Source organism: Bradyrhizobium sp. USDA 4541, from assembly GCF_024171085.1.
Lineage (GTDB): Bacteria > Pseudomonadota > Alphaproteobacteria > Rhizobiales > Xanthobacteraceae > Bradyrhizobium > Bradyrhizobium australafricanum.
The window spans coordinates 1,114,988-1,135,884 of sequence record NZ_JALJZF010000001.1 but is presented as its reverse complement, the minus strand read 5'-3'; the positions used below and the strand labels follow the sequence as shown (position 1 = coordinate 1,135,884).

Genomic DNA, 20,897 nt, shown 5'->3' with positions numbered 1-20,897 from the left:
ATCGATGGAGTTCTGGATTGAGCGTTGCCTTCACCAAGGAAGAAAGTGCCGAGACCGCGTCCGAAACGCTGTTGCCGGACCGCCCCATTTCGCCGCATCCCAACCTGGTGACCGAAGCAGGACGCAAGGCGCTGGAGCGTGAGCTCCAGGCGGCACGCGAGGCCCTGGAGGCCGCGCAGCAGCTGGACGACGTCAACGAACGGCGGCGGCAGTCGGCGGTTCCGTTGCGCGACGCGCGCTATCTCACGGAGCGGCTCCGCACCGCGCAGGTCGTGCCTGACCCTGCTTCCACCGAAACCGTTGCCTTCGGTAGCACGGTGACCTTCAGCCGCGCCGACGGGCGGGTGCAGACCTATCGCATTGTCGGCGAGGACGAAGCCGATCCAAAGGCAGGCTCGATTTCCTTTGTCTCGCCGGTAGCGAGGTCGCTGATGGGCAAAGCCCTGGGCGACGTCGCAGGCTCGGGCGATCAGGAGCTGGAGATCGTCGCGATCGCTTAGAGAGTGATGGGATTAGATTGAATGGCGGTCGCAAAGGCGGCGCGTCCCCTCGCCCCGTTCTTACGGGGAGAGGGTTTGGGGTGAGGGGCTGCCTCCGCACACGCGGAGACAGATACTCTCGCGGAGACTCCCCCTCTCACCCGGAACGCATCTGCCGATGCGTTCCGACCTCTCCCCGCACGCGACCGCACGCGGGGCGAGGTGAACCGGAGTCCGCCGCTCGATTCGGAGCAAAGTGATCACGCTGCCGGCAGGGCAAGCCGCTCGATGGTCTGAATATGCCGCGCCAGCAGGCTGCAGGCCTGTTCGATGTTGCGTGCGCGCAGCGCCTGCAGGATCACGCGATGATCCTGGCTCGGCCGCGGCCGCCAGCCGGCGTTGCGCGCCATCGCGAACACCAGTCGCGAATTCGCAAGCTGCAGGCCGTCGAGGCTGGCAAGCAGCCGCGGCATCGCGCACGGCGCCACCAGCGCATGGTGAAAGGCGCGATTGGCCATCTCGAAATCCTGCACCGTCTCGGCATTGTCGCCTTGGATCATGGCGAGTTCGATCCGTGCCAGATGGGCCGATGTGAGCCTGGGGGCGGCATTGCGCAACGCGACCACCTCGAGCGCGGCGCGCATCTCGGCGATTTCCTTCACCGACCTGGTGTCGAGCGGCGCGACCCGCACCCCGCGTCGCGGCACCGCAACAACGAGATGCTGCGCCTCCAATTGCCTGAAGGCCTCGCGCACCGGCACGTGGCTCGAATGGAATTCGCGCGCGACATGATCCTGCCGCAGCGGCGCGTCCGGCAGCAATTCGCCGTTGATGATGCGCTCGCCGATCGCTTCGGCGATGCGCCCCGCGGTGGTCGTGTTCTCGCCTTCGCTCGTCATAGATTATCTATCGTAAAAACGGGTGCGCGCGCGTACTGGCTCGGCTAGCATCGTTCCAAGTCCACAGATCATAGATAATATACCAGATTATCTATGATCCACAGCAAACGAGAAAGCAAGCCATATGGTTGATGTCGTGGAAATCGAACGGACCGACAGCGGCACCAGTGCAGCGCCCCGCAAGACCTGGGACCGTACCGAGGCTGAAGCACTCTACAATTTGCCGTTCGCGGATTTGATGTTTCAGGCGCAAGGCGTGCATCGCGCCAACTTCAATCCGAACCATGTCGAAACCGCGAGCCTGCTCAGCATCAAGACCGGCGGCTGCCCGGAAGACTGCGGCTACTGCTCGCAAAGCGCGCATTACGACACCGGCCTGAAGGCCACTCGCCTGATGCCGCGGGACGAAGTGGTCGCGGTCGCGCAGCGCGCCAAGGACGCCGGCGCAACCCGCTTCTGCATGGCTGCGGCCTGGCGCAGCCCGAAGGACCGCGATCTCGATCAGGTCTGCGACATGGTCAGCGCGGTGAAGGGCCTCGGCATGGAAACCTGCGTCACGCTCGGCATGCTGACGCCAAAGCAGGCCGAGCGTCTCTCCGACGCCGGCCTCGATTTCTACAACCACAACGTCGACACCTCGCCCGAGTTCTACGACAAGATCATCACCACCCGCACCCTGCAGGATCGCATCGATACGCTCGCGCATGTGCGCGACGCCGGCATCAAGGTCTGCTGCGGCGGCATTATCGGCATGGGTGAACAGGTCGATGACCGGCTCGGCATGCTGATGCTGCTTGCCAATCTTCCCAGCCATCCGGAGAGCGTTCCGATCAATCTGTGGAACGAGGTCAAGGGCGTGCCGGTCAACGACACCGCGGAACGGCCCGATCCGATCGCGCTGGTGCGTCTGGTTGCCACCGCGCGGATCATGATGCCGAAGAGCGTGGTGCGGCTGTCGGCCGGACGGCAATACATGACCGACGAGCTGCAGGCGCTGTGCTTCCTCGCCGGCGCGAATTCGATCTTCATCGGCGATGTGCTGCTGACCACCAGGAACCCGCAGCGCGATCGCGACGCCAATCTGCTGGACCGGCTCGGCATCAACTCCGCCCTCGCCTGAGCGCACCTCTGGCACGCGCGCGGCGGGATTCGCCGCGCGACCAACTACAAATCTGAGAGAGAAGCATGAGCGCAATCCATGCGGCCAAGGTCGCTGATTACGTCGCGGCCTTGCACGCCCTGAGCAAGGACGATCGGCTGCGCGGTCTCAAGCCGCGCGCGGGCATCGATTTCGTCTCGAACGACTATCTGGCGCTCGCGAACGCGCCGCGCATCAAGAATGCGGTCTCGGCCGCGCTCGAGGCCGGCACACCGATCGGCGCCGGTGGGTCGCGGCTGCTGCGCGGCAATTGCGAGGAGCACGAACGGCTAGAGGCCGAAGCCGCCGCGTTCTTTGGAGCCGAGACGGCGCTGTTCTTCGGCGGCGGCTATGTCGCCAATTTCGCCGTGCTGACGACGCTGCCGCAGCGCGGCGATCTCCTGGTGCTCGATTCTCTCGTGCACGCCAGCATCCATGAAGGCGCGCGGGCCGGCCGGGCCGAATTCCGGATCAGCGCGCACAATGATCCCCAGTCGGTCGAAGACACCATTCGCGGCTGGCGTGCCGAGGGCGGCACGGGCCGGGCCTGGATCGTGGTCGAAAGCGTCTACAGCATGGATGGCGATGTCGCGCCGCTCGACGACCTCGTCGCCATCGCGGACCGGCACGACGCGTTCCTGATGGTGGACGAGGCGCATGGCACCGGCGTCTATGGCGAGCAGGGGCGTGGGCTGACGGCGTCCTATGAGGGGCGCGAGAACCTCGTGATCGTTCATACCTGCGGCAAGGCGCTGGGCGCCGCCGGCGCGCTGGTCACCGCTTCGACCGTGCTGCGCGACTTCATGGTCAATCGCTGCCGCCCGTTCATCTTCGCCACTGCACCGTCGCCACTTGTGGCCGTCGCCGTGCGCGAGGCGCTGCTGATCCTGCAGCAGGAGCCCGTGCATCAGCAGCGCCTGGCAAAACTGGTCGCGTTCACGCATCGCGAGCTCGACCTGCGCGGTTGGCGCAGCCCGTCGCGCTCGCAGATCGTGCCCTATATCGTCGGCGACAATGCGCGTGCGATGCAGCTGGCGTCTGCGCTGCAGGCGCGCGGCTTCGATATCAGAGGCATCAGGCCGCCGACCGTGCCGGCAGGCTCTGCCCGGTTGCGGATTGCGCTGACCCTTAATGTCGACGAGGACGACGTGCGCGCGCTGCTCGACGCGCTGGTCGACGAGACCAAAGGCTGGTCGCGATGACGAGCCGGATCGTGATCACCGGCACCGATACCGGGATCGGGAAGACGGTGTTCTGCGCGGGCCTCGCCGGTTTCCTCGGCGCGCGCTACTGGAAGCCGGTTCAGGCCGGCCTCGAGGAGGAAACCGATGCGCAACTGGTCGCACGGCTTGGCGGGCTCCCGGCGGATCGCATCGTGCAGGAGCGTTACCGGCTTCGAACGCCGGCTTCGCCGCATCAGTCCGCCGCGCTCGACGGCGTGCGCATCGACGCTGCCGCGCTCGGCGTGCCCGATGCCGGGGACCGTCCGCTGGTGATCGAGGGCGCCGGCGGGCTGATGGTGCCGCTCGACGGCAACACGCTCTATATCGATATCTTCGCGCGATGGCGCCTTCCGGTCGTGCTGTGCGCCCGCACCGCGCTCGGCACCATCAATCACTCGCTGTTGTCGGTCGAGGCGCTGCGCACGCGCGGGATCGACATTCACGGGATCGCATTCATCGGCGAGAGCAATCCCGAGAGCGAGCGCGCGATCTGCGAGATCGGGCAGGTGCGCCGGCTAGGCCGGTTGTCCTGGCTTGCTCCGCTTGCGGCAGACACGCTGCAGGCAGCGTTCAAGGCGTCGTTCCGGCGGGAAGATTTCAATCCATGACATCCGCTCGGAAGTCGCCGATCTGGCACCCGTTCACCCAGCACGCGCTGCACGGCGAGATGAAGAGGATCGTGCGTGGGGAGGGCGCCTATCTCTACACCGCGGATGATCGCCGCATCATCGATGCGATCGCATCCTGGTGGGTCGTGACCCACGGCCATTGCCATCCGCACATCGTGCGCGCGATCCAGGACCAGGCGGAGCTGCTCAACCAGATCATCTTCGCGGGCCATACCCACGATCCGGCCGAGCAGGTCGCCGCGCAGCTGTTGAAGCTGGCGCCCGACGGGCTCGATTACGTGTTCTTCTCCGACTCTGGCTCGACCAGCGTCGAGGTGGCGCTGAAGATGGCGCTCGGCTACTGGCACAATATCGGCGCGACGCGCACGCAGATCATCGTGATGGAAAATTCCTACCATGGCGACACGGTCGGGACGATGTCGGTCGGCGCGCGCGGCGTCTTCAACAGGGCTTACGAGCCGCTGCTGTTCGACGTCGCGTCGATCCCGTTTCCGGCGCCTGGCTATGAACAGACGACGCTCGACGCGCTCGAAGCCGCGTGCAGGAAGGAATCCGCGGCAGTGTTCATTGTCGAACCGCTGATCCTGGGTGCGGGCGGGATGCTGATGTATCCGCCCTGGGTGCTGAAGGAAATGAAACGCATCTGCGCAGCCGCTGGCGTGTTGTTCATCGCCGACGAGGTGATGACCGGCTGGGGCCGCACCGGCACCTTGTTCGCCTGCGAGCAGGCCGACATCGCGCCGGATATCGCTTGCTATTCGAAGGGCCTCACCGGCGGTTCGCTGCCGCTCGCGGTGACGCTGTGCCGTGCGGAGATCTACGACGCACATTATTCCAGCGATCGTTCGCGCACCTTCTTCCATTCCAGTTCCTACACGGCTAATCCGATCGCCTGCGCCGCTGCAAAAGCAAACCTTGAGCTCTGGCAACACGGCGCGGGCGCGCGCACAGCCTCAGTGGCTGCGATGCAGGAGCGCCTGATCGCCGCGTTCCGCGCCGACGCGCGTTTCGAGAACGTCCGCCGCACCGGGACCGTCACCGCACTTGATCTGAAGGCGAGCGATGCGGGCTATCTCGCCGGCATCGGCCCAAAGCTTCAGGCCTTCTTCGAACGCCGCAATCTGCTGCTGCGGCCGCTCGGCAACACGATCTACGTCATGCCGCCCTACTGCGTCACGGAGGCGGATCTCGAGGAGATCTACGACGGGATCAGGTGCGCGGCCGACGCGCTGGCTTGACGGCGCGCTTCGCGCCCAAAAGTCAGGGATGATGATCGCATCGCGGTCGTGGTGTGCGCGATGGGGTCTCATACGACATCGGCGTGCCCTTGCAGGCACGCCGATGAGCCCGATCATGAGTGCTGGCGTGCCGCCGGATGCGGCCTCGCAGCAGGATGCGGCCGCGGCGCCGGTCGTGACACATGCGGGGGCGCGGGCCGATGCACAACCGCTTGCGCGACGCGCGGCGCCGGTGGATGCGCGACCGCGCGTGGCTGCGGCGGTGCATGCTGCACGAGCTGCGGTCTTGACGCCGGCGGAGCGACGTGCGGCGCGGGTGCGGGATGTGCGCCGGTGCCGGGGAGAGCATGCGCAGTCGGCAAGGCGTGTCCCGGCGGTAAGGCGTGTGCCGGCGGCAAAGCGTTCCCCGTCGGTAGAGCGTGTCCGGCCGGCGAAGCGCTTGCTGTCGGCAGGGCGTGTCCTGGCGGCGGAGCATTCCCCGTCGGGAGTGCATGTCCCGTTGGCAAGGCGTGTGCGGCCGTGGGTTGCGCATGTCGGGGCGGCGGCGCCGCGATCGGCTTGCCCGGGCGCGCGGCCACCACGCCGGCGCCGCTGAACCGTGCTGCGTGCGCGGTCGCGGCGACCGCCGGATGACCATGGTTGTTGGCGAGCGTCAGCGCCGGATTCTTCATCGCCGCTTCCGCGTGTCGCGTCTGCTCGCCGGTCGCGGCCACGTGGTGCGCGCTCTGGGCCGCGAGCTGCTGTGGCGTCGGCTTCACCGTAGTGCCGCCGGTGCCGCCGTTGTAGCTGACGTTGGTCGTGTTGTTGACGACGGTCTTGTTGTAGACGTTGGTGACCGAGACGTTCGAGATGTTGTTGACGGAACTGTTGTAGAAGAAGCTGCCGCCGCGCCAGTAGCCGCCCTCATAGCCGACGCCGGTGTAGCCGAAGCCATAAGAGATGCCGCCGTAGAAGCCGACGGTCGCGCCCCAGTATCCGGCGTGGAAGGCGTAGGCGCCGTCGCTCCAGCCCCAATAGCCGGGTGTCCACAGCAATTCGGGCGCAGGCGGAAGCACCCATGTGCCGGGCACCCAGTAGTAACCGGTGTCGTCGTTCCATGCCCAATAGCCCGGAGTCCAGATGTAGCCGGGCGCGGGGATCGGCGGCTGGACATAGACCGGCAATGGCGGCGGCGCCGCATTGACGGTGATGCCGATGGCAAGCTGCCCGCGTGCTGGCGCGAGCGGTGAGAGACAGCAGAGGCTGAGAGCCAGGGCGAAAGGCAGTCCGGCGATGCGGCGCATGGCACATACTCCAATCTTCTTCCCCCAGCGTTGGAGTCGAATAGTGGCGGCGACATGAACCCGTTGTGAATGTTTGTGCTGACACCGTGATTTCGAGATCGCGCGACGGCGGGATCGTTAACGACGGCGAATGCAAGTCAGCTCGGTGTCAGGATGGAACGCGACGGTGCGGTCGCGTCAGCTTCATCACTGCGCCAAATAGTCGAATTTTCGATTTGAATTGGACGACGACCCCCTGCGCGTCATCAATCGGTGCCCGGAGCATCCGGCTGCCAAAGGCCGGGCAGGGAGGTTTGGCATGGCGCGATCCGCCGACATCGACATCAACGCGGGCGCGCGCCTCGACAGGCTACCGATCTGCGGATTCCACTGGCGCATCATGGCCCTGATCGGCGCCGGCATGTTCCTCGACGCGTTCGATATCTATCTGGCCGGCGGCGTGCTGGGCGCCGTGCTCAAGGAAGGCTGGTCGACGCTCGAGCTCAACGCCGCATTCGTCTCCGCGACCTTCGTCGGGATGACGATCGGCGCGTGGTGCTCCGGCATCCTCGGCGATCGGTTCGGCCGCCGCTTCTCCTATCAGATGAACCTCGCGATCTTTGGCCTCGCCTCGATCGCCGCGGCCTTCGCGCCGAACATGATCGTCCTGATCGGCCTGCGTTTCATCATCGGCATTGGCCTCGGCGCAGAGATCGTGGTCGGCTACGCGACGTTGACGGAATTCGTGCCGGCTTCCTCGCGTGGGCGCTGGATCGGGCTGCTGGCGGTGATCACCAATTTCTCGCTGTTCGTCTCGTCGATGGTCGGCCTGTGGGTGATCCCGACGCTTGGATGGCGCTACATGTTCGGCCTTGTCGGTTGCCTTGCGATGGTCGTCTGGATTCTGCGCAAGTCGATGCCGGAATCGCCGCGCTGGCTCGCCGCCAACGGACGCGCCGATGAAGCCGAGAAGATCCTGTCGGCGATCGAAGTCGAGGCCGCGCGCAAGGCGACACTGCCTGCCGTCGCTGCCCGCGCGCCGGTGCAGGAGTCTCCCGGCGCGGTCTGGCGTCTGTTCCAGCCGCCGTATCTCGCGCGCACGCTGCTCGGCAGCCTGTTGCACATCGTCGTCGGCTTCAGCCTCTACGGGTTCATCGGCTGGCTGCCGACCTTCATGGTCAAGGGCGGCCACAGCGTGGTTTCCTCGCTGGGCTACACCACGGTGATGGCGCTGGGCGGCCCGGTCGGATCGCTGATCGGGCTCGTGCTGGCGGACCGGCTCGGACGCAGGCTGTCGATCGTCTGTTCGTCGATTGCGGCAGCGGCGCTCGGTATCGCCTATCCATACATGCCGGATGGCGTTGCGCTCGCGGGTGTGGGCTTCCTGCTGATCACGGCGATCTACGTGATGCTGGCGACCGGGTTCGCGATGCACGTCCCCGAACTGTTTCCGACGCGGTATCGGCTTCGCGGCACGGCGATCTGCGCCACATCCGGACGCATCGCGACCGCGCTGGTTCAATACGTCGTGGTTGCGATCTTCGCCTGGCAGGGGCTAACCGGCGTGCTGACGACCCTGGCCGGCATCCTCGTCTTCCAGGCCGTGGTCTTCCTCGTGTTCGGTTTCGAGACCAAGGGGCGCTCTTTAGAGGACGCATCGGCCGTCACGGACGCCGAGGCAGCACGTCAATCGCCCATGGCGCGGAGGCCGGCGGACCTCGGCGCCTAGTTCAGGTCGGAGCACGCCGCCCTGATCCGGTCGCGGAGCCAGCCGTTCGCGTTGCTTTGATCGTATCTGCGGTGCCAGTACAACATCCAGTCGAACGGCGCGGACTCGAACGGCAGTTCCTCCATCCTCAGATCGTCGTCCATCAGCACGGTCGCGAGGTGCCTCGGCATCACCGCGAGCAGATCGGTCTTCTTCAAGACGTGAGGCACGACCAGCCAATGCGGCACGTTCAGGGCAATGCGTCTTCGATGGCCGCGTTCGGCGAGCACGTCGTCGACGAAGCGAAGATCGGTCGGGCTCATCGAGACCTTCATGTGCTCCTGCGCGATGAAGCGCTCAAAGGTCAGCCGTGCGCGCTTGATCTGGTGTCCGCGTCGCATCAGGCAGACCATGCGGTCGCGCAGCAGCGTTTCCGAACGGATCGATGCGGAATGCTCGAGCCCCATGCTCACCGCGACGTCGATCTCGTCCCGCTCCAGCGCATCGATCGTCAGGGCGGGCGGCAGATGGATCGTGTTGTAGGAAATTCGGCCCTCCGGCGGCCGCGTTGCGGCGAGCCGCGGCAGCAGCAGGCACGCGAGAATGTCCGACATCCTGATCGTGAAGGTGCGTTCGGTCCGGTCTGGATCGAAGCCGGCGTCGCTCGCCATCACGCGCTCGACCTGGCGCAGGACCTGGCGCAGCGGCTCCGCCAGTTCGGTGGCGCGGGGCGTCGGCTTCATCCCGGTCGTGGTCCGCACCAGGAGTTCGTCCTTGAACATCGCGCGCAACCGGTTGAGCGCATTGCTCATCGCCGGTTGACTGAGGCCGACGCGATCCGCCGCCTTGGTGACGTGACGCTCGGTCAGCAATGCGTCCAGCGCGACGAGCAGATTGAGGTCGATGGATCGAAGGTTCATCCATCATTCATATCGTGAATGACGAAAGATAACAAATCCATTTCATCCATGATGGCGCAGCGCGTATCAATCGATCAGGACCAAGGAGGGCATCAATGAGCTTTGAGACGATCAAGCGCGACGTGAAGATCTGCATGTTCGACCAGTACGGCACGGTCGTCGACATGCAGGGCGGCCTGACCAGGATCGCGGCGCCGTTCCTCGAGAAGAAGGGCTGGAAGGGCGATCCGGATTCCTTCGTCACGTGGTGGCGTCGCACGCATTTCGAGAACTCGATGATCGATGCGCTGCTGCATCGCGAGCACACGCCCTATCGCGAGATCGGGCACCGCGCGGTTGCTCACGTCATGGACCGCGCGAAGATCGACTATACGATGGACGATGTGCGTTACCTCGTGGGCGAGATCGAGAAGCTGTTGCCGTTTCCAGAGGTGCCGGACGCACTCGCGCGGCTGCAACGCAAGTACAAGCTCGTCGTGCTCTCGAACGGCGATCCGGACATGCTCGAGACCGCGAAGCAATACCACAAGGTCCCGTTCGATCGCGTGATCTCGGTGGCGGAGGCCAATTCGTTCAAGCCGCATGTCGCGACCTACACCAAAGCGGCCGAGATCATGGGCGTGAAGCCGGCGCAGGTGCTGTTCGTGGCCAATCATGCCTTCGACTGCATCGGCGCCAAGTCCGCCGGCATGCGGACGGCCTTCATCGATCGGCGCAGCCGCCCGTTCGGCATCACGCCGCATCAGCCCGATATCCTGGTGCCGTCGATGAAGGACCTCGCCGATGCGATCGTCTGATCGCGAGCCGCTGTCGGGCATCAGGGTCCTCGACCTCTGCCGAGTGGTCTCCGGCCCGTTTGCCACGATGCAGCTCGGCGATCTCGGCGCCGACATCGTCAAGATCGAGGATCCGCGTCAAGGCGACGAAAGCCGCCGTTACGGACCCCCCTTCGTCGGCGGCGAGAGTGCGTATTTTCTGTCGGTGAACCGCAACAAGCGAAGTTGCGCCATCGATCTGAAGTCGCCGGCCGGGCGCGACGCGGTGCTCGATCTTGCATCCGTCGCAGACGTCGTCATCGAGAACTTTCGCCCCGGCACCCTGGACAAATGGGGGCTCGGCTTCGACGCGCTGCGCGCCCGCAAGGCCGACATCATCCTGTGCAGCATTTCGGGATTCGGTCGCACCGGTGCCGACGCCGCGCGCCCCGGCTACGATCTGATTCTGCAGGGCGAATCCGGCGTGATGGACATCACCGGCGATCCGGACGGACCGCCGACCAAGGTCGGCACGTCGATCGCGGACCTCGTCACGGGCCTTTATGCGTCGCATTCGGTGTTGGCCGCGCTGATGCGCAAGAGCCGCACCGGCGAGGGCGGCCGGGTCGACGTCTCCATGCTCGACGCCATGGCGTCGCTGCTGACGTTCAACGCCGGCATGTACTTCGCCTCGGGACAAAGCCCGAAGCGCCGCGGCAATGTCCATCCGACCATCAGCCCGTATGAACCGTTCGAGGCGAGTGACGGCTGGATCAATGTCGGGGTCGCGAACGACAAGTTCTGGGCGGCGTTTTGCGGCGTCGTCGGCCGTCCGAAGCTGCGCGAGGACATCCGCTTCGCAACCGCTCCGAAGCGTGCGGCGAGCCGCAACGAGCTCGTCGCGATCCTTTCGCCGATCTTTGCCCGGCGAAGTCGCGCCGACTGGCTGCAGGCGCTCGGCGCGGCGGGCATTCCGTGCGGCGCGATCAAGTCGGTCGGCGAGGTCTGCGAAACGCCGCAGCTCACGCAGCGCGGAATGGTCCAGACCATCAGCCATCCGGCCGCGGGAGATGTGATGTTCATCGCGAGGCCGACGCGGTTCGGCGACGAACCGCCGCCACCTTCCACGCCGCCGCCGATGCTCGGCGAACACACAAGCGAGGTGTTTGCGGAATGGCTCGGCTGGAGCGACGATCGGCTCGAGAGGTCAGCGGTCGATGGCGCGTTCGGCGACTTTGGACGGACGTTCGTGCGATCGTCGATGTGAGCGGCGCCGCTGCGGTCGCGCCGCGCCGCCCAACGTGCGGCGAAATGGAGCGTAGCACAGTCCTGGCCTTTACCTGATCAAGCGCGCCCGTCCGCGGGAATTAAGAACTCGCTTTCCAAGATACAGAATTTGGATGGCGCAATCCTGAATCGACGCCAATATTCTGGCCCAGGTTGAGGAGCGGCGCGCGATGAAGGACCTTATTGCCAAGTTCCTAACGTACAATCTGGAGATGCTTGCCAAGGCCTACGATGAGGACCCGGCCGCGCATGACCAGAATGCAGTCTGGCTGCGCGCTGCGATTCCGGCTTGTCCGGCGGCAGCCGAGATCGGTTGGATCGGCGGCAATCCAGAACTTCCTGATCCCTTCCAATGGCCCAGCAGGGACGGCCAGCCGTATCAGTTTCTTTGCCAGATCAATTGCGCGTCCTTGCCGCCCAGCCTGTGGGGCGGCGTCGGTCAGAGGACGGGATGGCTGGCATTTTTCGCAGCCGTTTCCGGCCGTATCGACGTGAAGGTCATCCATCAACCGACGCTCGGACCGCAACGCGGCAACGAACGCGCCTGGCAGAAGAGCGCCACGGGTCTGTATTGGGTCGATGACAAGTATGACGGGCTGCTGGCAACGCCGCCCAGATGGCCGCTCGACTTCGTGCATCCCGTCGACGGCGAAAGCTGCGTTCCAAACCGGCTGCGGCGCAATCCTTCTGCCGATGCAGTTTTCGCCATCGCATCGTGGGAGCTTCAGCCGATCGATTGGAGAACGCTCGAACTGCTCGTGCAGGAGGCGCTTGCCCAATCGAGGGCGTGGGCGGCGCGTCTGACCGACGCGGCGCGGCAGCAGGAAGCGCGGCTCAAGCAGCCGCGCAAGGAGCTGGTGACTGCGTTCGAGCAACTCGCTGAAACAGCGGAACGGCTGCGCGAGGCGTTGGCACGTTCCGAAGCGGAGCAGCCATTCTCGTTGCAAAGCTGGCTGTCCCACGCCGAACTGGTCCTGCGCATCAGGGAGCTGCGCGACGAGATCACCTTGCAGCGTGGCGGCAGCTTCGTTGCGGCGCTCGACAAGTCGGAAATCGAGCTCGCCAATGGCGAGGGTTTTCTGGCGCCGATCTGGGTGAAATCGAAAGCGCCTCTGTTTCCGCCCGATACCGAGCAAGGGCGCAGATATGCCGGGCTGGTTCGGCTCATTCAGGACCTTGAACGAGATATTCAGGCCGACGTACGGATGCCGTCGCCCGACAGGGGCGTTTCAGCCGATCTCGCCGGCTGGCTGGAATACAGGGAGAAGTTTCCGCAGGAGTGGGAAGCCTATGCGGCGCGGGTTCGCGGGATTCGCAAACTGTACTACGCGTTCTGGATCGACAACGCCGCGGCGCTCGAGACGACGATGGCGCATGGTCGCGGGCTGCCGCCGCCCGAAAGCTGGGCAGACGCCCGCGGGCGCGCGGAGAGCGAGCGCGACTGGGCGCATGAGCAATTGCGCAGGTTCGGAATGGTCGAGGCAAGCGAGGGCCAGAGGCCCGCCATCGCACGGAGCAGGCAGCAGAAGGCCGAGGCGCTCGTCGCAGAGCTGGAGACGGTCATGCACAGGATCCGCGATCGCCAGAGCGAGGCTGCGTTCGTGCCTGACGAGTGGACCGCGCTGTATCGGCTGCTCGATGAGCGGGCGGCCGATCAGGCGCTGCCGGAGTTCTGGTCGACGGGGTACAGGGTGTTGCGCTCCGAAATCGCCAAGCAGCTTTACGCCGACGATCCCGATGCAGTGATCATGGCCGCCCGGCATCCGCTTGAGACCGACTGGGCGTTCGACGCCGAGCAAGCCACGCTCCAGATCGGCGGCGCCCCGCGCGGCTGGTGCGCGGACTTTATCGAAAACAAGCCGAACTCGGTCATGCTGCTGCAATTTCCGAGCAACAATCTCACGCATTTCAGATGCGGCGACGTCAGCGACCTCGTCGTCTCGATCTCCCGCTCCGATCTTGAACGGCACGACTTCAGACATGTGCGGGTGGATGTATCGAACTGACAGATCCGCCGCAAAGGCGGTTGCCGGTGGCAGCCGAATGATCAGCGAAGCGAAAGACGGCCAATATCCAATTGCTGGCTGCGCAAAGGTGTCCTTTTGAAACGGCCTGTCATTCTTGCCGTCATGGCCATTGCATTGGCGTGGCTGTTGGTCCGATGCAGTACGCCGCAGGCATCTTTGCGCTACCGGATGACCATCGAGGTCGAAACCCCCGGCGGAATGAGGTCCGGCTCTTCAGTCATGGAGTTGCGCCTTGAGCGGGAATTCCTGATCCCGATGCCGGGCGCTGGTGGTTCCGACTGGGGTGGTGGCTTCACCGTGCACGGCGAAGTCCCATTTGTGGATCTTGGCGACGGAAAGGTTCTGTTCGCGACGAACTACGATCGAAATTACAGCTATCTGAGCAGCATGACGCATATCGTCGTCCAGGTTCTCGGTTATCGCGAGCTGGCGCCGCCACTTCCGTCCGGCGACAACGCGAGAACCATGAGCGCGGCTGTCAAAGCCAAGCCATCCGGCGTCCTGCGCCCGAAGGACTATCCGACGCTGGTGACGTTCACCGACACGAGCAAGCCTAAATCCGTTGTCGTGGTCTCGTCCGACAATCTCGCCGCCGCCTTCGGGGCGGGCTACCGGCTCGGCAGAATGACGTTTCAAGTGGTCGAGCAGAATGCGCCGCTCACCGCTACTCTCGCGGCCCGTTTTCTGGCGCTTGTTGACGAGCGCGGTCGGCTGATCCTGCGTTAACTGGCTCGGTGGTGCATCGCGAGGTGTTGGCGGCGTCCCGTCAATCGGGATCAGGCCTCGGGTTGAGCCGGCGGCATGAAGGTGCCCGACCATATTCCGCGCCTGGCTTGGTTCGCCTCGTCCTGCTCCGGCTGAGACGGTCACTGTCATTGCCAGGATCGATATCCGGTTTCATACTCTGGCATAGGCCGGAGCCGGCCAGCTAACCTGACGGCGCGGCCAACCCGGAGAATACAAGAGACAATACCGGGTTTCTGAGCGGCGGGAGACGGCGATGTCGTTTCGTCTCGCATTCGCCTTTGTGTCGATAGCGGCGCTGCTGGTTGATTCGACTGACGCCGTGTCGCAGGACATGCTGCGGAGTGTCGACCTCAACAGTCCGGAAATGACGGCGTCGGAGATGACGCGCGCCGAGGTCGATGCGCTCCTCAAGTCGATCCCTCAAGGGGACGGACGCACTGCAGATTTGGATGGAAAGCGACTGTCGCACCTCGATCTCTCGGGCCTCGACTTCTCCGGCGGCAACCTTCATCTCGTAAAGCTCAACCAGACCAATCTGAAAGGCGCCCGCTTCGATCGGGCTATCTTGAACCAGGCCTGGCTGATCGACGCAGACTTGACGGGGGCGTCCCTCGTCAAGGCATCGCTGCTCGGCACGCAGATGCAACGCGCCAAGCTTGGCGGCGCCGACTTGAGCGGCGCTCGGATAACCGCCGATCTTTCCGGTGCCAGCCTGATCGGGGCCAGGCTTGCGGGCGCCGATCTGAGCGCTGATATGCGCAACCAATCGATGGGCCTGATGCGTGGCGTGCTCAAATCCGCCGATCTGCGGAACGCGGATTTAAGCGGCGCCAATCTCTCGCGCGCCGATCTCGAATTTGCGCAACTGCAGAATGCCAATTTGGCGAACTGCAGCCTCCATAGAGCTGACCTTGCGGGAGCCGACCTATCCGACGCCAATGTCGCCGGCGCAGATTTCACCGAGGCCGACCTTGCGTCGGCCCTGTTGCCGAGCGCGGCGGCGCTGGCCGAGGCCCGCAATCTGGACAAGGCCCGGAACTTGAACTTGGCGCGGCGCCCCCGTTAGGGATCGAATTGCAGTGTCCTGCGACAAGACCTATGTTCTGTCTTGAGAACCACGCAGCCGCTCATCGTGCGGCGGGCACGACCACGGTGGATGGTTGCATGTCGCACCGGAGGTGACGCCATGACCATTTCTTCCAAACTGCACAATTATCTCGCTGCAGAAAACATCGAGTACGACGAAATCCCGCACGTACTGACGATGTCGTCAGCCCTTACCGCCCAGGCTTGTCACGTCTCGGGCGATCGCTTGGCCAAGGCCATTGTGCTGCGCCGCAACGACGGGTATCTGCTCGCCGTGCTGCCGGCATCGCATCACCTCAGGCTGGCGGATCTCAGGGCGAGATTCGGTGACGATATCGCCATGGCCGCTGAAGGCGAGATCGATCGGCTGTTCACGGACTGTGCGCACGGGGCGGTTCCCGCCGCCGGTAGCTGCTACGGGCTCGACGTTATCGTTGATGACAGCATCCGGATGCAGCCCGAGATCTATATCGAAGCCGGCGATCATGAGACGTTGCTTCATCTCGGTCGTGCGCAATTCGCACGCCTGACCGCCGGTTCCCTGCATGGCAGCTTCAGTGCGCATGACTGAGGCGGCGTGACAGCGGGACCATCTATCTGTGCGCCCCGACTGGAGCATGATCCGGAGGGGTACGAAGCGGCTCTTCCCCGAGACAAGGGAGGAACGCGCTTGCGCGGAGATCATGCTCAAGCAAGGGGCTCGAGCGCGATAACGCTTCGACCCGGTTTCATCGTGCCTTAAGGCGCAGCACGCATGCAGTCGCGCCAGCTCTGTTGTATAATTGCGAGCGAGGGGGTGCTGCCTTGGACGGGAGGTTCTCCATGAAAGTCAAGGACGTGATGCACAAGGGCGTCGATTGGGTGAGCCCCGACACGCCAATCACCGAAATCGCGAAATTGATGCAAGGGCACGACATCGGCTGCATTCCGATCGGGCAAGACGATCGTCTGATCGGGATGGTGACGGATCGCGACCTCGTCTGCAAAGGTCTCGCGAGCAAGGACTTCAACTCTGCGCGCACCACAGCGCGGGATGTGATGACCGAAGGCATCCACTGCTGCCGGGAAGACGACGATCTGACGAAAGCTATACATCACATGGAAACGCTGAAGATTCGCAGACTGCCTGTGATCAACAAGAGCAAGCGGATGGTTGGCATGATCAGCCTGGGCGATGTAGGCCACTTTGCCGGTGCCGATCTCTTGTCCCAATGCATGAAGAGCGTGTCGGCTCATCATTGAGGCGAGGCCGGTCTGCGGGAAGCTGGCAGACCGGCCAGTATCGTGGTCAACCGGGAAGGCAACCGGTGCCGGCTGTCTCGCAGGCATCGGCCCGAAGCTGGACGGCGATCGGCACGGTTCGATCTCCATCCGATCTGTCGAGGGGCGGATCGCACGACGATCCGCCCGACACCTCGTTATCGCCCGGTCGATCAACCGAGGTGATGAACCTTCTGCAAGCCGTAGACCGGGGTTGGGATGCCTTCCATCCGCGCCTTCAGTTGCAGCGCCAGATACTGGGAGTAATGCCGCGACTGGTGCAGATTGCCGCCGTGGAACCAAAGTGCCTCCTGCTGGGTCGGCTTCCACATGTTGCGCTGCTCGCCCTCCCACGGGCCGGGGTCCTTGGTGGTATCGGATCCAAGACCCCAGACCTTGCCGACCTTGTCGGCGACGTTCTTCGAGATCAGGTCGGCGGCCCAACCGTTCATCGAGCCATAGCCGGTGGCATAGACGACGAGATCGGCGGGGAGTTCGCTGCCGTCCACGAACCTGACGCCGGTTTCGGTCAGTTCCCGCACCGCAGCGCCCTTGCCGCTCTTGAGCTTGATCGAACCGTCGATCACGAGATCGCAGGCGCCGACGTCGATGTAATAGCCCGAACCACGGCGCAGGTACTTCATGAACAGGCCGGAGCCGTCGTCGCCCCAATCATGCATGAAGCCGACTTTCTCCAGCGCGGCGTAGAAATCCTTGTCGCGCTCGCGCATCTGCTCGTAGAGCGGGATCTGGAATTCGTGCATGATCTTGTAGGGCAACGAGGCGAAGATCAAATCGGCCTTGCGCGTGGTCATCCCGCTCGCCACCGCCTGCTCCGAATAGAGCGCGCCGAGCCCGATATCCATCAGCGTGTCGGATTTCACGATATGCGTGGACGAGCGCTGCACCATGGTGACGTCGGCGCCACCTTCCCATAGCGCCGCGCAAATATCGTGGGCGGAGTTGTTGGAGCCGATCACCACCACCTTCTTGCCGCGATATTTCTCCGGCCCCGGGTGGGTCGAGGAATGCTGCTGCTCACCCTTGAAGATGTCCTGCCCCTTGTAGGTGGGCCAGTTCGCCTTGCCCGACATGCCGGTCGCCAGCACGAGCTGCTTCGGCTTGAGCGTGATCTCCTTGCCGTCGCGCTCGACCACGACGGTCCATTCCCCGGCCTTCTCGTCATACTTGGCCGACTTCGCCGTGGTCGAGCTCCAGTAGTTGAGCTCCATGACCTTCGTGTACATCTCCAGCCAGTCGCCGATCTTGTCCTTCGGCGCGAACACCGGCCAGTTTTTCGGGAAGTCGATATAGGGCAGATGGTCGTACCAGACCGGATCGTGCAGGCAGAGCGACTTGTATCGCTTGCGCCAGGAATCGCCGGCGCGTTCGTTCTTCTCGATGATGATGGTTGGCACGTTCAATTGCCGCAGCCGCGCGCCAAGCGCGATGCCGCCCTGGCCACCGCCGATGATCAGCGCATAGGGTTGTTTTGCATGACCCAGCTCGGTGATTTCCTGGTCACGTTCCTCGCGCCAGCTCTTACGGTCCTTGCCATGGCCGTGCTTGGCGCCGAGCGGACGGGTGGAGCCGGACTTTTCCTCATGTCCCTTGAGCTCGGCCATGGTGGTGAGCAAGGTCCAGATGCGTCCATCCTTCATGCGCAGGTGACCATAGCCGCGCGCGACATCGGTCTCGAATTCGATCCAGCTCTCGATGATGCCGCCGGCCTCGCTCGCGGCTTCGCCATCGGCAATGCGCCATCCCGACGGTTTGCTATCCGCAAGCCGCGCTTGAAGCATGTCGCGGATCTGATCCTTGCCTTCCATGGTTTTGATGTTCCAGGTGAAGGTGACCAGATCGCGCCAGTAGCAATCGGTCTGGAACAGCGCGATCGCGCGTTCGATGTCACCCGACGACAATGCGACGTTGAACTCGTCGAGCAGCGCGGTGATCTTTCCGTCCGGGGCCTTCGTGAGCATGGTTTCATTCTCCCATATGCCGGCGTCGATCGCCTTTGCGTCGTGGGTCCGGCGCGTTTGTTAGCGAGGTCGAATCTTGCCTCGACCACCATGTCAGCAAGCCTCATGCCATTGCGGCGAATCTCGAAAAACGCTCGGCATTTCCTCGCGTTAGCTGTCGGCGCCAGGCCGCCTCACTTGTTGCGTCATGCAACAGGTGTTGCACGCAACAAACTTGATCGGCGGCACAATCCGAGTGACACTCGACGCAACAACGTGCGGGGAAACATCCAGGAGCATCAGCCGTGACGACGGAGCGGGCTGCGCACATCGACGAGCTGGTTCGCGTTGCGGACGGCCAGAGCAGCGCGCGTGACGCAATCATCCATCAGTCGTGGGTGCGATGCGTCTCCGAACACAAGCTCGATCCGTTGGTGCTGCGCGACGCTCATATCGTAACGTCCGGGCGGCTGCGCGAGCATCGCGACGCCATGGACGAGTTCCTGCACACGGCGCGCTTCGGCGTCGAGATGCTGTATCGTCAGATCGCCGGACTCGGCTATGTGCTGCTGCTCACCGATGCCAGGGGCATCACGGTGGATTTCATCGGCGACCCGACATTCAACAACACGCTTCGCAGGGCCGGCCTCTATCTCGGCGCCGACTGGAACGAGCCGCATGCCGGCACTTGCGCAGTCGGCACCTGCATCGCGACCGAAGAAGCCCTGACGGTGCATCAATCCGACCATTTTGACGCCACCCATATTCCGCTGACCTGCACGGCCGCGCCGGTCTTCGATCCCAGCGGCAAGCTCGCTGCGGTCTTGGATATCTCCGCGCTGCGCTCGCCGGAACCGAAGGCCAGCCAGTTCCTGGCGCTGCAACTGGTCAAGTCGTTTGCTCACAAGATCGAGAATGCGAATCTGCTGAACCGTTTCCGGCAGGAATGGATCATCAAGCTGTCCGGCTCCGCGGAATTCGCCGATGTCGATCCGGACTATGTGATGGCCGTCGATAGCAGCGGCCACATCATCGGCTTCAACAATCGCGCAAGGCAGCTGCTCGCCCGCGAACTGGCCAAGCGTCCGGACCTTCGCCTGCGGGCCGACGGCTTCGGCGTGTCCGACATCTTCGAATGCACCATCGACGATCTGCCGCGCTTCGCCCATTCGCGCCCCACCGGCCAACGTACGCTGCGGCTAGCCAACAGCGGCGCGACGTTGTTCGCGCAAACCTTGCCGCCCCCGAACAAGCTGGCGGCGCCGGCCTCCTCCCGCAGCGAGTCGGCGCTTCCGGCGCCGCTACGGAACCTGTTCCGCGGCGATCCCGCCATGCATCACGTGGTGACGCGCGCCGCCAAGCTCATCAACACCCAGATGGGCCTGCTCATCACCGGCGAAACCGGCACCGGCAAGGAGCACCTGACGAAGGCGCTGCATTCGGTCAGTGCGCGGGCAGGCAGGCCCTTCGTCGCGGTCAACTGCGCCGCGCTGCCGGAAAGCCTGATCGAGAGCGAGCTGTTCGGCCACGAGGCAGGCGCCTTCACCGGAGCGGCGGCCAAGGGCAAGAAGGGTCTCGTGCTCGAAGCCGACGGCGGCACCCTGTTCCTTGACGAGATCGGCGACATGCCGATCTCGTCGCAGACGCGCCTGTTGCGCGTGCTCGCCGAGCGCGAGGTGACACCGGTCGGCCGCACCCGGCCGGTCCCGCTCAATGTCCGCGTCATCGCTGCCACCCATCGCGACCTCGTCACGCTGGTGAAGGCGGGGCAGTTCCGCGAGGATCTCTATTTCCGCCTCAACGGCGCGGTGCTTGCGCTGCCTCCGCTGCGTCAGCGCACCGATATCGAGTGGCTGATCGATCAATCCCTGCATCGGCTTTCGACGGAGCACAAGGCCAACTATGCGCTGACGGCAAGCGCGCGCAGCGCGCTGCTCAAGTACCAATGGCCTGGCAACATCCGCGAGCTGATCAATGCGCTCGATCATGGCTGCGCGCTGTCGAACGACGGCACGATCGATCTTGCCGATCTGCCGGACCGGATCGCTCATCCCCTGGGTCAGGACAGCTCCGGAAAGCCGGCACGTGGCAGAGCGGCGACGTCGTGGCAAGCCGATGCGCTACTTGCGGCGTTGCGCAACAATCGCTGGAACGTCTCGCAGGTGGCGCGCGAACGCGGCGTCGATCGCTCGACCATCCATCGCCAGATTGTCCGCTTCGGCATCACGATGCCGAAAGACCTGACCTGAGTGCGGTCGTTGCCCGCCGTCGCTGACCG

General features: G+C 64.3%; 18 protein-coding genes. 14 read left to right on the top strand and 4 right to left on the bottom strand.

Annotation, left to right across the window (positions count from 1 at the left end):
• Window positions 1-17 precede the first annotated feature (17 nt).
• Window positions 18-500 (top strand): transcription elongation factor GreA, encoded by a 483-nt coding sequence (gene greA / locus J2R80_RS05360; protein WP_076824576.1) that lies wholly within the window; start codon window positions 18-20, stop codon window positions 498-500.
• A gap of 239 nt (window positions 501-739) precedes the next feature.
• Here greA and J2R80_RS05355 read toward each other — a convergent pair whose 3' ends face one another.
• Window positions 740-1,378: a GntR family transcriptional regulator gene (locus tag J2R80_RS05355; RefSeq protein WP_057015362.1), complete on the bottom strand. Its 639-nt coding sequence runs from the start codon at window positions 1,376-1,378 to the stop codon at window positions 740-742.
• 124 nt (window positions 1,379-1,502) lie between these two features.
• Here J2R80_RS05355 and bioB point away from each other — a divergent pair, with 124 nt between their 5' ends.
• The 4 genes from bioB to J2R80_RS05335 all read left to right on the top strand — a co-directional run bounded on the left by bioB (window position 1,503) and on the right by J2R80_RS05335 (window position 5,606).
• Window positions 1,503-2,498 (top strand): biotin synthase BioB, encoded by a 996-nt coding sequence (bioB, locus tag J2R80_RS05350; protein WP_253638139.1) that lies wholly within the window; start codon window positions 1,503-1,505, stop codon window positions 2,496-2,498.
• A 65-nt stretch (window positions 2,499-2,563) separates the two neighbouring features.
• Window positions 2,564-3,718: an 8-amino-7-oxononanoate synthase gene (locus J2R80_RS05345; RefSeq protein ID WP_253638138.1), complete on the top strand. Its 1,155-nt coding sequence runs from the start codon at window positions 2,564-2,566 to the stop codon at window positions 3,716-3,718.
• Window positions 3,715-4,347: a dethiobiotin synthase gene (bioD, locus tag J2R80_RS05340; RefSeq protein ID WP_253638137.1), complete on the top strand. Its 633-nt coding sequence runs from the start codon at window positions 3,715-3,717 to the stop codon at window positions 4,345-4,347. Before J2R80_RS05345 ends, bioD begins: the two co-directional genes overlap by 4 nt.
• Complete coding sequence (locus J2R80_RS05335) at window positions 4,344-5,606, top strand: adenosylmethionine--8-amino-7-oxononanoate transaminase (RefSeq protein ID WP_253638136.1); 1,263 nt, start codon at window positions 4,344-4,346, stop codon at window positions 5,604-5,606. Before bioD ends, J2R80_RS05335 begins: the two co-directional genes overlap by 4 nt.
• Window positions 5,607-5,719: 113 nt before the next feature.
• Here the strand turns inward: J2R80_RS05335 and J2R80_RS05330 are convergent, their stop codons facing one another.
• Window positions 5,720-6,889, bottom strand: coding sequence for a YXWGXW repeat-containing protein (locus J2R80_RS05330; protein ID WP_253638135.1), 1,170 nt, complete (start codon window positions 6,887-6,889; stop codon window positions 5,720-5,722).
• 298 nt (window positions 6,890-7,187) lie between these two features.
• On the opposite strand from J2R80_RS05330, the gene J2R80_RS05325 reads away from it, so the two are divergent.
• Window positions 7,188-8,597: an MFS transporter gene (locus J2R80_RS05325; RefSeq protein WP_253588313.1), complete on the top strand. Its 1,410-nt coding sequence runs from the start codon at window positions 7,188-7,190 to the stop codon at window positions 8,595-8,597.
• On the opposite strand, the gene J2R80_RS05320 is transcribed toward J2R80_RS05325, so the two are convergent.
• A complete protein-coding gene (locus tag J2R80_RS05320; RefSeq protein WP_253638134.1) occupies window positions 8,594-9,496 on the bottom strand; it encodes a LysR family transcriptional regulator in 903 nt (300 codons plus the stop codon). The genes J2R80_RS05325 and J2R80_RS05320 overlap by 4 nt on opposite strands.
• A 95-nt stretch (window positions 9,497-9,591) precedes the next feature.
• Between J2R80_RS05320 and J2R80_RS05315 the strand changes: the two genes are divergently transcribed.
• The 7 genes from J2R80_RS05315 (at window position 9,592) to J2R80_RS05285 (ending at window position 16,640) form a co-directional block, all read left to right on the top strand.
• A complete protein-coding gene (locus tag J2R80_RS05315) occupies window positions 9,592-10,293 on the top strand; it encodes a haloacid dehalogenase type II (RefSeq protein ID WP_253638133.1) in 702 nt (233 codons plus the stop codon).
• Window positions 10,280-11,518, top strand: coding sequence for a CaiB/BaiF CoA-transferase family protein (locus tag J2R80_RS05310; RefSeq protein ID WP_253638132.1), 1,239 nt, complete (start codon window positions 10,280-10,282; stop codon window positions 11,516-11,518). Before J2R80_RS05315 ends, J2R80_RS05310 begins: the two co-directional genes overlap by 14 nt.
• 190 nt (window positions 11,519-11,708) lie before the next feature.
• Window positions 11,709-13,544, top strand: coding sequence for a DUF1963 domain-containing protein (locus J2R80_RS05305; protein WP_253638131.1), 1,836 nt, complete (start codon window positions 11,709-11,711; stop codon window positions 13,542-13,544).
• Between the two features lie 189 nt (window positions 13,545-13,733).
• The gene (locus tag J2R80_RS05300) at window positions 13,734-14,291 is read left to right on the top strand and encodes a hypothetical protein (protein ID WP_253638130.1); all 558 of its coding nucleotides are present in this window, start codon (window positions 13,734-13,736) and stop codon (window positions 14,289-14,291) included.
• Window positions 14,292-14,565: 274 nt separating this feature from the next.
• Complete coding sequence (locus J2R80_RS05295; protein WP_168856595.1) at window positions 14,566-15,378, top strand: pentapeptide repeat-containing protein; 813 nt, start codon at window positions 14,566-14,568, stop codon at window positions 15,376-15,378.
• Window positions 15,379-15,498: 120 nt separating this feature from the next.
• Window positions 15,499-15,969 carry an aminoacyl-tRNA deacylase gene (locus tag J2R80_RS05290; RefSeq protein ID WP_063790053.1) on the top strand — a complete coding sequence of 157 codons (471 nt, stop codon included), beginning with the start codon at window positions 15,499-15,501 and terminating at the stop codon, window positions 15,967-15,969.
• A gap of 251 nt (window positions 15,970-16,220) precedes the next feature.
• Entirely contained in the window at window positions 16,221-16,640 is a 420-nt protein-coding gene (locus tag J2R80_RS05285) for a CBS domain-containing protein (RefSeq protein WP_057015376.1), read from the top strand.
• Between the two features lie 191 nt (window positions 16,641-16,831).
• Here J2R80_RS05285 and J2R80_RS05280 read toward each other — a convergent pair whose 3' ends face one another.
• Window positions 16,832-18,640: an NAD(P)/FAD-dependent oxidoreductase gene (locus J2R80_RS05280; RefSeq protein WP_057015377.1), complete on the bottom strand. Its 1,809-nt coding sequence runs from the start codon at window positions 18,638-18,640 to the stop codon at window positions 16,832-16,834.
• A 284-nt stretch (window positions 18,641-18,924) separates the two neighbouring features.
• Between J2R80_RS05280 and J2R80_RS05275 the strand changes: the two genes are divergently transcribed.
• Entirely contained in the window at window positions 18,925-20,868 is a 1,944-nt protein-coding gene (locus J2R80_RS05275; protein ID WP_253638129.1) for a sigma-54-dependent Fis family transcriptional regulator, read from the top strand.
• Window positions 20,869-20,897: the final 29 nt, after the last annotated feature.

Coding starts and splice junctions, on each gene's coding strand:
- J2R80_RS05320 (WP_253638134.1), bottom strand. CDS start 9,496: ATGAACCTTCGATCCATCGACCTCAATCTGCTCGTCGCGCTGGACGCA.
- bioD (WP_253638137.1), top strand. CDS start 3,715: ATGACGAGCCGGATCGTGATCACCGGCACCGATACCGGGATCGGGAAG.
- J2R80_RS05325 (WP_253588313.1), top strand. CDS start 7,188: ATGGCGCGATCCGCCGACATCGACATCAACGCGGGCGCGCGCCTCGAC.
- J2R80_RS05285 (WP_057015376.1), top strand. CDS start 16,221: ATGAAAGTCAAGGACGTGATGCACAAGGGCGTCGATTGGGTGAGCCCC.
- J2R80_RS05280 (WP_057015377.1), bottom strand. CDS start 18,640: ATGCTCACGAAGGCCCCGGACGGAAAGATCACCGCGCTGCTCGACGAG.
- J2R80_RS05345 (WP_253638138.1), top strand. CDS start 2,564: ATGAGCGCAATCCATGCGGCCAAGGTCGCTGATTACGTCGCGGCCTTG.
- bioB (WP_253638139.1), top strand. CDS start 1,503: ATGGTTGATGTCGTGGAAATCGAACGGACCGACAGCGGCACCAGTGCA.
- J2R80_RS05290 (WP_063790053.1), top strand. CDS start 15,499: ATGACCATTTCTTCCAAACTGCACAATTATCTCGCTGCAGAAAACATC.
- J2R80_RS05315 (WP_253638133.1), top strand. CDS start 9,592: ATGAGCTTTGAGACGATCAAGCGCGACGTGAAGATCTGCATGTTCGAC.
- J2R80_RS05355 (WP_057015362.1), bottom strand. CDS start 1,378: ATGACGAGCGAAGGCGAGAACACGACCACCGCGGGGCGCATCGCCGAA.
- J2R80_RS05300 (WP_253638130.1), top strand. CDS start 13,734: ATGACCATCGAGGTCGAAACCCCCGGCGGAATGAGGTCCGGCTCTTCA.
- J2R80_RS05310 (WP_253638132.1), top strand. CDS start 10,280: ATGCGATCGTCTGATCGCGAGCCGCTGTCGGGCATCAGGGTCCTCGAC.
- J2R80_RS05295 (WP_168856595.1), top strand. CDS start 14,566: ATGTCGTTTCGTCTCGCATTCGCCTTTGTGTCGATAGCGGCGCTGCTG.
- J2R80_RS05335 (WP_253638136.1), top strand. CDS start 4,344: ATGACATCCGCTCGGAAGTCGCCGATCTGGCACCCGTTCACCCAGCAC.
- J2R80_RS05305 (WP_253638131.1), top strand. CDS start 11,709: ATGAAGGACCTTATTGCCAAGTTCCTAACGTACAATCTGGAGATGCTT.
- J2R80_RS05330 (WP_253638135.1), bottom strand. CDS start 6,889: ATGCGCCGCATCGCCGGACTGCCTTTCGCCCTGGCTCTCAGCCTCTGC.